Annotated in this window: 13 protein-coding genes; 10 read left to right on the plus strand and 3 right to left on the minus strand. The window is 72.7% G+C overall.

What is annotated here, in order from left to right; all coding sequences use genetic code 11:
* Positions 1-17: 17 nt before the first annotated feature.
* Positions 18-419 carry a DUF3040 domain-containing protein gene (locus EWH70_RS32675; protein WP_130479434.1) on the plus strand — a complete coding sequence of 134 codons (402 nt, stop codon included), beginning with the start codon at positions 18-20 and terminating at the stop codon, positions 417-419.
* A 162-nt stretch (positions 420-581) separates the two neighbouring features.
* Here EWH70_RS32675 and EWH70_RS32680 read toward each other — a convergent pair whose 3' ends face one another.
* The 3 genes from EWH70_RS32680 to EWH70_RS32690 are packed head-to-tail and all read right to left on the minus strand — an operon-like array spanning position 582 to position 5,475.
* Positions 582-3,143, minus strand: coding sequence for a transglutaminase TgpA family protein (locus tag EWH70_RS32680; RefSeq protein WP_240687345.1), 2,562 nt, complete (start codon positions 3,141-3,143; stop codon positions 582-584).
* Positions 3,140-4,405, minus strand: coding sequence for a DUF58 domain-containing protein (locus tag EWH70_RS32685; protein WP_130479435.1), 1,266 nt, complete (start codon positions 4,403-4,405; stop codon positions 3,140-3,142). Before EWH70_RS32685 ends, EWH70_RS32680 begins: the two co-directional genes overlap by 4 nt.
* A gap of 8 nt (positions 4,406-4,413) precedes the next feature.
* A complete protein-coding gene (locus EWH70_RS32690; protein WP_165436519.1) occupies positions 4,414-5,475 on the minus strand; it encodes an AAA family ATPase in 1,062 nt (353 codons plus the stop codon).
* A gap of 233 nt (positions 5,476-5,708) precedes the next feature.
* Here EWH70_RS32690 and EWH70_RS32695 point away from each other — a divergent pair, with 233 nt between their 5' ends.
* The 9 genes from EWH70_RS32695 to EWH70_RS32735 all read left to right on the plus strand — a co-directional run bounded on the left by EWH70_RS32695 (position 5,709) and on the right by EWH70_RS32735 (position 13,450).
* Positions 5,709-6,086, plus strand: coding sequence for a hypothetical protein (locus EWH70_RS32695; protein ID WP_130479436.1), 378 nt, complete (start codon positions 5,709-5,711; stop codon positions 6,084-6,086).
* Complete coding sequence (locus EWH70_RS32700; RefSeq protein WP_130479437.1) at positions 6,079-6,612, plus strand: DUF3558 domain-containing protein; 534 nt, start codon at positions 6,079-6,081, stop codon at positions 6,610-6,612. Before EWH70_RS32695 ends, EWH70_RS32700 begins: the two co-directional genes overlap by 8 nt.
* 11 nt (positions 6,613-6,623) lie before the next feature.
* Positions 6,624-7,229, plus strand: coding sequence for a WXG100 family type VII secretion target (locus EWH70_RS32705; RefSeq protein ID WP_130479438.1), 606 nt, complete (start codon positions 6,624-6,626; stop codon positions 7,227-7,229).
* A complete protein-coding gene (locus EWH70_RS32710; RefSeq protein WP_130479439.1) occupies positions 7,226-7,945 on the plus strand; it encodes an ESX secretion-associated protein EspG in 720 nt (239 codons plus the stop codon). Before EWH70_RS32705 ends, EWH70_RS32710 begins: the two co-directional genes overlap by 4 nt.
* A 305-nt stretch (positions 7,946-8,250) precedes the next feature.
* Entirely contained in the window at positions 8,251-8,682 is a 432-nt protein-coding gene (gene mraZ / locus EWH70_RS32715) for a division/cell wall cluster transcriptional repressor MraZ (protein ID WP_130479463.1), read from the plus strand.
* A 157-nt stretch (positions 8,683-8,839) separates the two neighbouring features.
* Positions 8,840-9,793: a 16S rRNA (cytosine(1402)-N(4))-methyltransferase RsmH gene (gene rsmH / locus EWH70_RS32720; protein WP_240687346.1), complete on the plus strand. Its 954-nt coding sequence runs from the start codon at positions 8,840-8,842 to the stop codon at positions 9,791-9,793.
* Positions 9,790-10,461 carry a cell division protein FtsL gene (gene ftsL, locus EWH70_RS32725; protein ID WP_130479441.1) on the plus strand — a complete coding sequence of 224 codons (672 nt, stop codon included), beginning with the start codon at positions 9,790-9,792 and terminating at the stop codon, positions 10,459-10,461. Before rsmH ends, ftsL begins: the two co-directional genes overlap by 4 nt.
* Entirely contained in the window at positions 10,461-12,383 is a 1,923-nt protein-coding gene (locus tag EWH70_RS32730; RefSeq protein WP_130479442.1) for a peptidoglycan D,D-transpeptidase FtsI family protein, read from the plus strand. Before ftsL ends, EWH70_RS32730 begins: the two co-directional genes overlap by 1 nt.
* Positions 12,384-12,409: 26 nt before the next feature.
* Positions 12,410-13,450 (plus strand): LLM class F420-dependent oxidoreductase, encoded by a 1,041-nt coding sequence (locus EWH70_RS32735; RefSeq protein ID WP_130479443.1) that lies wholly within the window; start codon positions 12,410-12,412, stop codon positions 13,448-13,450.
* The last annotated feature ends 205 nt before the right edge of the window (positions 13,451-13,655 follow it).

Below are 13,655 nucleotides of genomic sequence, written 5' to 3' on the forward strand. Positions count from 1 at the left end.
GTGCCGGAGGAGGAAAGATGCCACTCTCCGAGCATGAGCAGAGGCTGCTCGACCAGATCGAGCGCGAGCTCTATGCCGAGGACCCCAAGTTCGCATCAGCGGTGCGGGGTAAGAGGTTGAACCGTCCACCGCGGCGTCGCCGCATCCAGGGCCTCGCCCTGTTCGTGGTCGGTGTCGCGTTACTGGTGCTCGGTGTCACCGTGGTGCCGGTGCGGCTCGCGGAGATCCCGCTGGTCAGCGTTCTCGGCTTCCTGGTGATGTTCTTCGGTGTCCTGCTGGCCGTCACGGCCATGCGGCAACCCGCTGCCGAGCCCGAGGGCGAGGGCAAGTCCGGTGGAACCGGCAAGGCCCAGGCCCGCAAGAGCTCGTTCACGCAGCGGATGGAGGAACGCTTCCGCCAGCGCTTCGAGGACCACTAGCTCCGCCCAGTCTCACCGAAGCCCCCGGCCCGCCAGGTCCGGGGGCTTCGCCGTGCGCGCGAGTCGTACGTTCTGCCGCGCGAGTCGTACGTTCTCACGTGCGAGTTCGCACTTCCGAACGTACGACTCGCGCGTGGGAAGCTACGACTCGCGCGCGAGAACTTACGACTCGCGGCGGTTGCGGCGGCGGCGCAGCAGGGACTTGGGGAACAGGCGGCCGCGCCAGGACATCGGGGCGTTGCGGGCCAGGCTGCCGCGCACCCGGTCGAACGCCGGGGCGAAGTCCGGCTCCGGCACCTTCGTCTCCGGCGGGGCGTACCAGGACCGCTCCAGCACGCCGACCACCGTGCGCAGGCCGGCCTGACCGTCGTCGTCCAGCCGGTGCTTCTGCGCCACCCGGAACGCCGTCATCCGCGCCGTGTCGGCGGTCTGGGCGGGCACGCCCCGGTCGGCGCACTCGTCGAGCAGCTCGCTCCACGCCGCGTCGGCGGCGCCCGCGCCGTCGGCCGCGATGGTCCGCAGCCGTCTGCGCCGGACGACCTCCCGGATCGTCCACGGCCCGGCCACCACGGCCACGACGACGGCCACCGGCAGCGCCAGCCAGATCGACCACAGCCACGCCGCCGCGGCGACGACCAGCACCCACAGCCCGGTGATCACCGGCGGCAACCACGGGGCCAGCGCCAGCGTCGCCGAACCACCGCCGGGGGGCGGCACGCCGCCCGGCACCGCGGCGGCACCGGAACCACGCCCGCCGAGCCGCCTGCTCATCGCCATCACGACCGCCGCGGTGACGGCCGCGGCCAGCAGCAGCAACGCCAGCACACCCCAGCCGAACCCGTCCGGCGCCTGGGTCAGCGACGTCTCCTGCGCCTGCTGCTGCTCCTGCGGACCGGTCTCCTCCCTCGGGACGTCGTTGGGCGCCTGCGCCGACGTGCTCGGCATCTCCTGGGTGTCGTTGCCGGACGTGGCAGGCCCGTCGGTCGGCTGGTCGTCCGGGCGCAGGTACGGCGGGATGTAGCCGCGGCCGTCGGCCAGCGGCGTCGGGTCGAAGCTGACCCAGCCCTGGTCGTTGAAGTAGACCTCGACCCAGGCGTGGGCGTCCTGCGAGGTGATCGTGCGGTAGCCCGCCGTCGTGACGCCCGGGGTGAACCCGACGGCCACCCGCGCCGGGATGCCCGCCGAGCGCAGCAGCACGGCCATCGCCGAGGCGTACTGTTCGCAGAAGCCGCGCTTGCCGTTGAACAGGAAGTCGGCCAGCGCGTCGTTGTCGGCCGCGGCCGCGGTCTGGGTGTCGTAGGTGAAGCCGTTCTGCGACGAGAAGTACTGCCAGATCGCCACGGACTTGTCGAAGTTGCTGGCCTGCCCTGCCGTCAGCTGCTGCGCCAGCCCGCGCACCCGGGGGTCGACCTGGTCCAGCCGCGTGTACACCGGGTCGAGATCACGGTCGATCTCGGTGCCCTCGGCCCGCAGCTCCTCCTTGGTCGGCACCCGCAGCGAGGCGACCTCGGTGTAGGCGGGGGAGCGCTGCTTGCGCTCGCTGAACACCGCGCCGCTCTTGCGGTCGTAGAACCAGCCCTCGGAAATGCCGCGCAGCGCCCTCGGCGCGCCGTACACCGGCAGCCAGACGTCGACCCAGTTGATCGGCTCGATCTGCAGTTCGACGCTCTGGCCCTCGCCGCTGTCGCCCGGCGCCAGCGGCAGCGCGGGCATGTTGGCCGGGTCGCCCGCGGGCATGCGCGGGGCGTCGGCGAGCTTCCAGCCCTGGTTGGGCTGGTAGAAGTCCAGGGTGAACGCCCGCAGCAGCCGCGGGTCGTTGGGCTGCAGCCCGCGCACCCGGAACAGCTCGACGTTGGCGCCCTGGTTGAGCAGGCCACGCAGGTTGGTGAACGGGTTGACGCCCAGCCCGCCGGTGCCGCCCGCCATGTTCGACCCCGGCCCGTCGCCGGGGATGCTGCCGACGGTGCCGACGGCGGTGATCGTGCCGCCCAGCAGGCCGCACACCAGCGCCAGCGACACGACGGTGACCGGCGCGGCCGTCGACTCGGCCGACACCCCGAGACCGGGCGCGGTGCGGTTGCGCCAGCGGCGGTGCCGGTGGCTGCCGTCCACCGCCAGCAGCCCGGCGAACGCGGCGGCGCCGACGACGAACGTCCACCATGGCAGCAGGTCGTTGGACAGCGACGCGGGCACGGCGTAGACGCACAGCAGCACCAGGCCGGTCGCGGCGGGCGCCGCGGCGGCCACGGTCAGCGTGTCGATGAGGACGGCCACCAGGCCGATGGCGATCGTGGACAGGCACAGGATGGCCGGAGTCGGTTCCACCGGGGCCAGCCCGGTGCGGATCTGCTCGGCCGAGGAGATCAGGACGTCCTGCAGCTGCCCGATCGCGGCGGGCCCGGGAATGATGCCGAGGATGCCCTCGCTGGTGAACACGCCGGTGATCAGGAACGTCAGCACCACCAGCTGGCTCAGCCCGACCACCAGCGTCGGCGCCCGCAGCGAGCGCAGCGCCAGGCCGGTGCACGCGATCAGCAACACCGCCACCAGCACGTAGCCGAACCAGGCGACCCCGGCGACGACGCCGGTCAGCGACGTCGACGCGCAGACCGTCGCGATGCCCGCGGCGGCCGGCGCGACGATCGAGCTGGTCCACGGCGCGGGAGGCCGGGCAGGCGGCGGCGGGGCCGTCTGCGGGGCGGGCCGGGGAGGCGCAGTGGTCACCGCACACCGCCCAGCATGCTCTCGTGCCGGCTACCCGAGCGGCACAGCTCGCTCCACACCTGCGGCATGGGGCTGTCGGGCAGGGCGACGACCACGCCCCAGCCCGCGGCCCGCAGCAGGTCGGCCGCGTCGGTGGTCGGCTTCGACGGCGCCTGCGACTCCCCGGCCCACGCCGGGGTGTCCAGCAGCACCGCGAGGCTGCGCACGCCACGGGGGCGGAAGCGGTTGAGCTCGTGGACGGACTCTGTGCTCACGGTGCCGAGCACCGCGATCAGCTCCTGTCCCTCCGCGGGGTCACCGGGCGGCGTGACGTCCCGCTGGTGCGCGGGCTGCAGCGCGGCCAGGCTGTCCAGGATGACGTTGTCGTAGGAGTCCCCGCCGTCGCCGGGCGCGTCGGCCAGCGGCTGCCCGTGCTCGGTGACCAGCCGCACGCGGTGCCCGGCCCGGCGCAGGTGCAGGCAGACGCTGGCGGCGAAGGACACCGCCCACTCCAGGCTGGCGCCCGCGCCGGTGCCCGCGTGTGCGGCGGCCCTGCGGTCCAGCAGCACGGTGGTGCCGCCCTTCCACGGCCGCTCCTCGACCCGCACCATGATCTCGTCGCGGCGCGCGGTGGAGCGCCAGTGCACCTTGCGCAGGTCGTCGCCCTGCCGGTAGTGGCGGACGATCACGTCGGTCTCGCCCTGTCCGGCGTGCAGCCGGACGCTGCCGTCGTCGCCGACGCCGATCCCGGCGCCCGGCGGGTGCCCCCACAACGCGACGTAACGCGGCACCACGACCAGCCGTGAGTGCGCGATCAGCTCACGCTCGAACTCGCACAGCCCGAACGGATCGGTGATGGTCGCCCGTAGCGGGCCCACCTGGTGCACGCCACGCAGCGCGGGCAGCAGCGGGTACCGCAGTGCCACGGCCCTGCGCACCGGCAGCCGTTCCACCACGAACCGCGGCCGGTTGCCCAGGGTGTAGGGAACGCCGTCCTCCAGCAGCACCTCACCGGCGGGCAGCCTGCCGGTGCGCCACAGGTCCAGCTGCACCTCGCCGCTGCCGCCCACCTGGACGCGGTCGGGCAGCAGGGTGCGGGAGGCGCCGATGCGGACCTTGGTCGCCGAGATGAACACCGTCACCAGCAGCGGGAGAGCGACGACGAAGATCGCCACCCGCAGCAGGTCCCGCTCGTTGAGGACCGCGGCACAGACCGCGGCGGCGACGCCCGCGGCGAGTAGGCAGCGGCCCCGGGTGGTGAGGCCGGACAGCGAGCGCAGCATGGTCGTGGCTACCGGCGTGCCTGGCCGTTGGCCTGCGGGACCGGGACGCGGTGCAGCACGGCGTGCACCAGGTCGGTGGCCGAGCGGCGCGCGGCGTGTGCCTCGGTGGTGAGCACCAGCCGGTGGGCCAGCACCGGCACGGCGACCGAGTGCAGGTCGTCGGGCACCACGTACTCGCGCCCGGACAACGCGGCCTGTGCCCGCGCGGCCCGGACGAGCTGCAGCGTCGCCCGGGGCGAGGCGCCCAGCCGGATCTCCGGCACCTGACGGGTCGCCGACGCGATCTCGACGGCGTACTGCCGCACCTCCGGGGCCATGTGCACCATGCGGGTGGTGTGGATCAGCCTGCGCACCGTGTCGGCGTCGGACACCGGGCGCAGGTCGGCCAGCGGGTTGTGCCCCGAGTGCTCGTCGACCATGGCCAGCTCGGCCTGCGGGTCCGGGTAGCCGATGGACACCCGCGCGGTGAACCGGTCGCGCTGGGCCTCGGGCAGGGCGTAGGTGCCCTCCATCTCGATGGGGTTCTGGGTGGCGATCACCATGAACGGCGAGTCCAGCTGGTAGGTGCTGGTGTCGACCGTGACCTGGTGTTCCTCCATGCACTCCAGCAGTGCCGACTGGGTCTTCGGCGAGGCGCGGTTGATCTCGTCGCCCACCACGATGTTGGCGAACACCGGGCCGGGGCGGAACTCGAACCCGCCGGTCTGCCGGTTGTAGATCGACACCCCGGTCACGTCGCTGGGCAGCAGGTCGGGGGTGAACTGCACGCGGCTGACCGTGCAGTCGATCGACCGGGCCAGCGCCTTGGCCAGCGACGTCTTGCCGACCCCTGGCACGTCCTCCACCAGGAGGTGGCCCTCGGCGAGTAGCGTCACCAGTGCGATGCGGACCACGTCCGGCTTGCCGACCAGGACGCGCTCGACGTTGCCGGCGATGCGGCTCACCGTGTCGTGCAGCTCTGCCAGGGAGGCGGGCCTGCCGTTGCCGGACATCCCGTAGTACGCGGCCTGCGCGGTCGCCTGCTCACCGTGGTGCTCGCCGGGCACCGCAGACTGCGTTCTCGACGTCACTCGACCTCCTGGGTGCTGACGCGGGTTCTCCTCGCCCGTGCACCGGACGAGCCTCCCACGCAGTGTGTCAAACGTGAGCAAGTTCGGTGAGAGAACCCCGTGATCACCCAGAGCGACGCCCGAGATTGGGCCGTTCGGCCTAACGGTGGGTGGGTGCGCGGGGTCCCGTCACGGGCGGTTCTGACGTATGCTGCTGTCCGGATTCGATCCGCTACGGAGAGAGTACGCTGCTGATGGCCGACAAGACGACGACGGTGCGCCCGCCGGATATCGACGTCCGCGACGCCAGGGCGTTCGCCATCGAACCGGAGCTGGCCGCCGAGGCCTACCGCCGGATCAGTGACCTCCAGGACGCCGTCGGAGAGATGGCCAGGCACGCCGCCGTGCTGGGGCGGCAGGTGCCGCTCGGCGGCGGATACGCCAAGGAGATCGGCGAGTTCATGGCGCGGTACGGCGTCGGCGGACGCGGTTCCGCCGTCGACTCGCTGACCCGGTTCGGCCGCGAGCTGGGCGAGCTCAAGGAGCAGATCGACACCGCCGTGCGGCGTTACCGCAGGACCGACGACGACGCCGCGGCCGAGCTGGACGGCGTCGACTGCTCCGGTGGGTAGCCGCGCGGCGGCGGGACTGCTGGTGGTGGCCGCCGTGACCGCCGCCTGCGGTGCGCCCAGGGCCGCGCCCGCGGATTCGGTTCCCCCGCCCGCGCCGCCGTCGACGTCGGCCTCGTCGCAGGGCAGCGGACTGGCCGTGCTCAAGCCGTGTGAGCTGCTGTCGTCCACCGACCGGTCCTCGGCCGGGCTCACCTCGCTGGGCGAGGAGAAGAAGATCGGTGCCTCCCGGGCCTGCGACTGGACCGAGCCGGGCGCGTTCGGCGTGACGCTGACCCTGGACGAGCGGTCCGGGCTGGAGGAGCTGAAAGTCAAGCGCAAGCACAGCACCGAGGTGGAGATCAACGGCAGGCCCGCCCTGCGGGTGGCCGACCCCAAGGCCGACAACGGGATGTGCGCGGTGCTGGTGCCGGTCGCCGGCGGCGGCAGCGTGCACGTCGACGTGAGCAACACCGACTTCACCGGCACCGACCTGGCCTGCACCCGCGCCGGGACGGTGGCCGAGCTGGTCGAACCGAAGCTGCCCTGAGGAGGTCGCCGATGCCGGACCAGGAACTTCCCGCCGCCGCCCGGCGCTACGAGGCCTACAGCCACGAGGCCATGCGCGAGGAGGTCGACACGGACAACGACCCGGCCGCGGCCGGGGAGGTCGGCGGGCAGTGGGCCGAGCTGGCCGGCAGGCTGCGCGAGTCCACCGACGCGCTGGGCGCGTTGCTGGAACGCAGCGGCGAGGCCTGGACCGGGCCCGCGGCCGAGGCCATGCGCGGGGTGCTCGGGCAGGCGGCGGGCTGGTCGGCCGACGCCGCCGAGCTGTCCGACGCACTGGGCAGGTCGGTGTCCGCGCAGGCCGACATCGCCGCGCGGGCCCGCGCCGAGATGCCGCCGCCGGTGCGCTACGACCCGGCCGGGATGATCCGCGAGGCCGCGGCCAGCGGGAACCTGCTCAACCTGGCCGGCCTGTCGGCGGCCATGCACGCCCGCAAGGCCGAGGCGGAGGCGGCCCGGCAGAAGGCGGTCGACGTCATGAACGCCCGCGACGACGGGCTGCGGGCCGCCGTGCCGGAGGGCGAGTTCACGCCCCCGCCACCGCTCACCTCCGTGGCTCCCGAGGTGCCGCCGCAACCAGGGTCGTCGAGGCCCGTGTGATCCGGCTGTCCGCGTCGGCCTTCGACGTGGTGTGGGCCGACCTGGGACTGGGCCGGGTGCCGGAACCGCTGCGGGTACGCAGCGTCGGCCACACCGACGCCGAGCGCGCCGACATCCGCGCGGCCGTCTACGCCAACCTCGCCGAGCGCGGCCTGCTGCCCGGCGGCGAGCTGGACGAGGCCGTGGTCGCGCGGCTGACCACGCTGGCGTCGGCCTCGGTGTTCGTCGAGTGCGAGGCGCTGGCCGACATGGACTCCGACGAACCGCTGCGTGCCGTCGCCGCGGGCGACGGTTCCCGCGCGGTGCTGGCGGTGCAGCCGAGTCAGACCGTCGGCCTGTCCGCCATCCGGCCGGGGGAGCTGTGCCCGGCGATCGTGGACCTGCTTCCCGAGCTGCCGCCCGGCCCGGGGTACGGCGTGAACCTGCCCGCCACGGAGCTGCCGTCGCCGGACGGCGCCTCGGCCGCCCGGCAGCGTCAGCTGCGCGAGGTGCTGGCCATCCAGGCGCGGCCGGTGTACAGCGCCGGGCAGCTGACCGTCCGCGTGCGGGAGAACGGGACGGTCGCCCGGCGGGGCGGGTTGACCTGGTTCCTCACCGACGTCGGCGCCTACTTCGGCACCGTCGCCGCCGGCCGGGGCGGCCAGGACTGGCTCACCGCAGGCCCGGTCGACGCCCCGCGCCTGACCCAGCAGCTCGCCGACCTCGTCGCCCCCTGAGTTCCCCACAGCTCCCCACCCACGCTCCCCCAATGTGGCATTGGGGAACGTGAAGTCCCCCAATGTGGCATTGGGGGACCGTCGCGCACCCCCGGGCCGGGGGATGTTGCGTGGCGTCCCCCACGGCCCCCCACTCGCGCCCCACCACGCTCACCTGCGCAAACGCGTCACCCAGGGGGTGGACGCCGGGTTCTTCCGCGTTGACTGTGGTGAAAAGTGGGGTACGGTGGTGGCCAGTGGGGCGGAAGGGAGCCCCGTGGCCGGCCCGGGGTGGTTGACCGGGCTCGGTGAGGGAGGTGGACGCCGTGTTCCTCGGCACCCACACCCCGAAACTGGACGACAAGGGGCGGCTCACGTTGCCCGCGAAGTTCCGCGACGCGCTGGCCGGCGGGCTGATGGTCACGAAAGGACAGGACCACTGCCTCTACGTCTTCCCGCGCGCCGAGTTCGAGCAGATGGCACGCAAGGTGGCCGAGGCCCCGTTCACCAACGAGGCAGTCCGCGCCTACCAGCGCTACCTGTTCGCCGGAACCGACGAGCAACGCCCTGACGGGCAGGGACGCATCGCCATCGCGTCCGAGCTGCGGCGCTACGCCGGGCTCACCAAGGAGTGCGTGGTGATCGGTGCGATCACCAGGCTGGAGATCTGGGACGCCCAGGCGTGGCAGGGCTACCTGGACGAACACGAGGACAGCTACGCGAAGGCTCAGGAGGAGGTTCTGCCGGGCGTCTTCTGAGCACATTGCGCAATGTCCGGCACGGATGCCGCCAGGCCTCTGTCCGCTCAGTGGCCCTGATGCACCTTCCCCGGCATCAGGTCCGCAGCGGGCGGGCGGAGACCTGGCGGCATCCGTGTCACCGGGCATCGCGGAGAGGTGGAAGGGGGACTCGACCGTGAACGACAGCACGCACCTGCCGGTGCTGGCGCGGCGCATCGTCGAGTTGTTCACCCCCGTCTGCGCCGACCGCGACGCGGTGCTCGTCGACGCCACGGTGGGCCTCGGCGGGCACGCCGACGCGCTGCTCACCGCGTTCCCCCGGCTGCGGCTGATCGCCGTCGACCGCGACCCCGACGCCCTGGCCCGCTCCCGGGAGCGGCTGGCCGGGCACGGCGACCGGGTCGAGTTCGCGCACGCCGTGTACGACCGGATTCCCGAGGTGCTCGCCGAGCGCGGTCTGTCCACAGTGGACGCCCTGCTGTTCGACCTGGGGGTGTCGTCGATGCAGCTGGACCGTCCCGAGCGCGGATTCGCCTACGCCCGCGACGCACCGCTGGACATGCGGATGGACCCGACCACCGGCATCACCGCCGCCGAGGTGCTCAACACCTATCCGCCCGCGGAGCTGATCCGCGTCCTGCGCGAGTACGGCGAGGAGCGGTTCGCCCAGCGGATCACCCGGGCCGTGGTCGCCGAGCGCGAGCGCGCGCCGTTCGAACGCAGCGAACGGCTGGTGAAGCTGCTCTACGACGCCGTTCCCGCGGCGAGCAGGCGCACCGGCGGACACCCGGCCAAGCGGACGTTCCAGGCACTGCGGATCGAGGTCAACGGCGAGCTGGAGGTCCTGCGCAGGGCGCTGCCCGCCGCGCTGGACGCACTGGCCGTCGGCGGCCGGATCGTCGTCGAGGCCTATCACTCGCTGGAGGACCGGATGGTGAAGCGGGCGTTCGCCGAGCTGGCGAAGTCCCGTACGCCGGAAGGACTTCCGGTGGAACTGCCCGGCCACGGGCCCCAGCTGCGGCTGCTCACCCGCGGCGCGGAACTGGCCGGGGCGGACGAGATCGAACACAACCCACGAGCGAGCTCGGTGCGGCTGCGGGCGGCGGAGCGGATCGGAGAGGCGACATGACGGCACCAGCGCGAAGCCGTACCCGTGCCCGGTCGGCGCGACGGGACGAGCAGGAGCCCCGGCGGGCCAGGGCAGGCGCCACCGTCACCGAGCCCGCCCGGCCGGTCCGCGGCAGGCGGCCGCGCACCGAGCGCGGCGGCCGTACCACGGCGGCCGAGCGCGCCTACGCCCGCCGCGCCCAGCGGGCGGGCGCGGCGGAGCGCGAGGAGGAGCAGGGCGCCGCGGCGTCCGGGCGCAAGCGCGCGCTGAAGCTGCTGCGCCTGCCCACCTCGCGGGCGTCGTTCGTGCTGGTCATGATGGGCCTGCTGGCCGCGGGCGTGGCGACCACGCTGTGGCTGTCCACCCAGGCCATCGCCGACTCCTACCGGCTGGAGGAACTGCGCAGGGACAACGCGACGCTGGCCGAGCGGGCCGAGCAGCTGGAGCGTGACGTCACCCGCAAGGAGTCCTCGTCCTCGCTGGCCGAGGACGCGAAGAAGCTCGGCATGGTGCCGGTCGGCGACCTCGCGCACATCGTGGTCAACCCGGACGGCACCGTCCGGGTGGTCGGCGAGCCGAAGAAGACCGACCCGAAGGCACAGGAGGAGCCGACGCCGCCGGAGGACGTGGCGCCGCCCGCCCAGCCGACGGTGCCGGACGGCACGACCCCGGCAGCCGGAGGGCGCTGATGGCTCCGCCTCGCCCACGCCGGGCACACAACAACGCCCGCCGCACCTACTCCGCCGGCACCCGCAGCGCGGGGGCGGGGCAGGTCGGCCGCGGCGGCGCGCACAGCCGGTTCACGGTGGTGCGCGTCCTGCTGGTCGTCCTGCTCTGCCTGGCCGGCGGGAAACTGGTGGTGGTGCAGGCGTTCGAGGCCGAGGCGCTGTCGCAGAGCGCGGAACGCCAGCGCGTCACGCCCATCGACATCCCGGCGCAGCGCGGGTCCATTGTGGACCGCAACGGGACCAAGCTGGCGTTCAGCGTGGAGACGCGGACGCTGTCGGTCAACCTCAAGCGGATGCGCCAGGACTGGGCGGAGTTCGCCCAGAAGAACCCGGAGAAGGGGCAGAACTTCGAGACCAGGGCGGCCGCGGCCGCCCGGTTCATCGCGGCCAAGCTGCCCGGCAAGACCTCCGAGCGTGAGCTGCTCGACCTGTTCCACAAGCCGCAGGACTTCACGTTCCTGGTCAACGACATCGAGCCGTCGATCGCCGAGGAGATCACCAGCAAGGAGAACTTCCCGGAGATCTCCAAGGAGGTCCGGTCCAAGCGGGAGTACCCGGGTGGCCCGCTGGCGGCCAACGTCGTCGGCTTCGCCAGCTGGAACATGGAGAACCCGGACGTCTCCAAGCACAACCTGAACGGCCGGGTCGGGCTGGAGTCGTTGCGGGACAACGACCTCGCCGGTACCCCCGGCCGCAGGCTGGTGGACACCGCGGCGGGCAACGACGCGCTGGTCATCCCCGGCTCGCAGCGCGAGCTGCAGCCGGCCACCCCCGGCTCCGACCTGGAGCTGACGCTGGACGCCGACGTGCAGTACGAACTGCAGCGCCGGCTGACCGACTACGTGCGCAAGACCCGGGCCAAGGGCGGCAGTGCGGTGATCATGGACGCGCGCACCGGTGAGGTGTACGCGCTGGCCAACGACAAGACGTTCGACCCCAACGACATCAACACCCGCACCAACGAGCTGATGAACAACCGGGCGGTGACCACGCCGTTCGAGCCGGGTTCGGTGAACAAGATCGTCACCGCGGCGGCGGCCGTCGAGTTCGGTCTCACCACGCCGGAGGCGGTGCAGTCGGTGCCGGGCTCGCTGAAGGTCGCCGACCATACCGTGCGCGACGCGTGGGAACACGGCACGCAGAACTTCACCACCACCGGCATCTTCGCCAAGTCGTCCAACGTCGGGACGCTGCTGCTGGCGCAGAAGGTCGGCGAGGAACGCTTCGCCGAGATGCTCACCCGGTTCGGCCTGGGCAAGCGCACCGGCATCGGCCTGCCCGGTGAGAGCCCCGGCTCGGTGCCGCCGCGCAACCAGTGGTCGGGCACGACGTTCGGCAACCTGCCCATCGGGCAGGGTCTGTCGATGACCGTCGTGCAGATGGCCGGGATGTACCAGGCCATCGCCAACAACGGCCTGCGGGTGCCGCCGCGGATCGTGGAGGCCAAGGTCAACCCGGACGGCACCCGGGTGCCCGAGCCCGCGCCGGAGGCGGTGCAGGTGGTCAGCCCACAGACGGCCAACACCGTCAAGGACATGCTGCGGGCGGTCACGCAGAAGGGGAAGGGCCAGAACAGCGGCACGGCGCCGATGGCGGCGGTCGAGGGCTACCAGATCTCCGGCAAGACCGGCACCGGCCAGCAGGTGGACCCACGTACCGGTGGCTACAGCGACAGCCTGTACAACATCACGTTCGCCGGCATGCTGCCCGCCGACAACCCGCGGTTCGTCGTGGGCATCCGGCTGGACGCACCGGAGGCGACGCTGCCCAACGGGCACTCGGCCGGGCCGCTGTTCCACGACGTGGCGTCCTACCTGGCGCAGCGGTTCCAGATCCCGCTGTCCGACCAGCCGGCGCCGGTCGTGCCGCTGGTCTTGTCCTGAAGTTACCGACGGGTAGTATCCCGGTCATGCGGATCGGGATGCAGATCAGCTACGCCGGTGGTTTCGCCGAGAGCGTGGACGAGATCGTCGAGCTGGAGCGCAACGGGCTGGACATCGTCTACGTGCCCGAGGTGTACACCTTCGACGCGGTGAGCCAGCTGGGATTCCTCGCGGCGCGGACCGAACGGGTGGAGATCGCCTCGGGCATCATCCCGTTCTACAGCCGGACGCCCGCGCTGATCGCGATGACCGCCGCGGGCCTGGACTACGTCTCCGGCGGCCGGTTCACCCTGGGCCTGGGCGCGTCGGGGCCGCAGGTCGTCGAGGGCTTCCACGGCGTGCCCTACGACGCCCCGCTGGGCCGCACCCGTGAGGTCGTCGAGATCTGCCGGAAGGTGTGGCGCCGGGAACGGCTGGAACACGACGGCCGCCACTACCGGATCCCGCTGCCCGCCGACCGCGGCACCGGGCTGGGCAAGCCGCTCAAGCTGGTCAACCAGCCGGTGCGCGAGCGCATCCCGGTGATGCTGGCCGCGATCGGGCCGAAGAACGTCGCGCTGGCGGCGGAGATCGCCGAGGCGTGGGAACCGGTGTTCTTCCACCCCGAGCGGGCCGGCGAGGTCTGGGGCGACGCGCTGGCGCGGGGCAGGGCCAAGCGCGATCCGGCGCTGGGGGAGCTGGACGTGGTGGTCGGCGTCCCGCTGGCCATCGGCGAGGACGCCGGGCCGCTGCTGGAGTACGTCCGGCCCTACGTCGCGCTCTACGTCGGCGGGATGGGCGCGCGCGGTAAGAACTTCTACCACCAGCTGGCCTGCCGCTACGGCTACGAGCGGGAGGCCGACCTGATCCAGGACCTGTACCTGGACGGCAGGAAGGAGGAGGCGGCCGCCGCGGTCCCGGACGACCTGCTGCGGTCGATCTCGCTGGTCGGCCCGGCCGGTTACGTCAAGGAACGCCTGGCGGCGTTCGCCGAGGCCGGTGCCACGACGCTGCACGTGACGCCGCTGGCCGCGGACCGGGAAGGCCGCCTGGCCGCCATCCGGTCCCTGCGCGAACTGGCAGGCTGAGGCTCGCGGGCTCCGGCAAAGTCCGGGTGCTGTGTCCGGGGCGGTTGGTGGGTCTCTTTCGTGGTGGCGGCTGGGCCTGGTGGGCCGGATGTGACTGGTGAGGCTGCGACGCCGGGGTGGGAAGGTCCTGAAGGCCACAGTGATGATGTGTGTGGACGGAGATCGTGGAGGGCTTGGCTCGTAAAGCCACTGACGCCCGTTGTTG

Origin of the sequence: Amycolatopsis suaedae, assembly GCF_004214935.1 — a bacterium.
GTDB classification, from domain to species: domain Bacteria; phylum Actinomycetota; class Actinomycetes; order Mycobacteriales; family Pseudonocardiaceae; genus Amycolatopsis; species Amycolatopsis suaedae.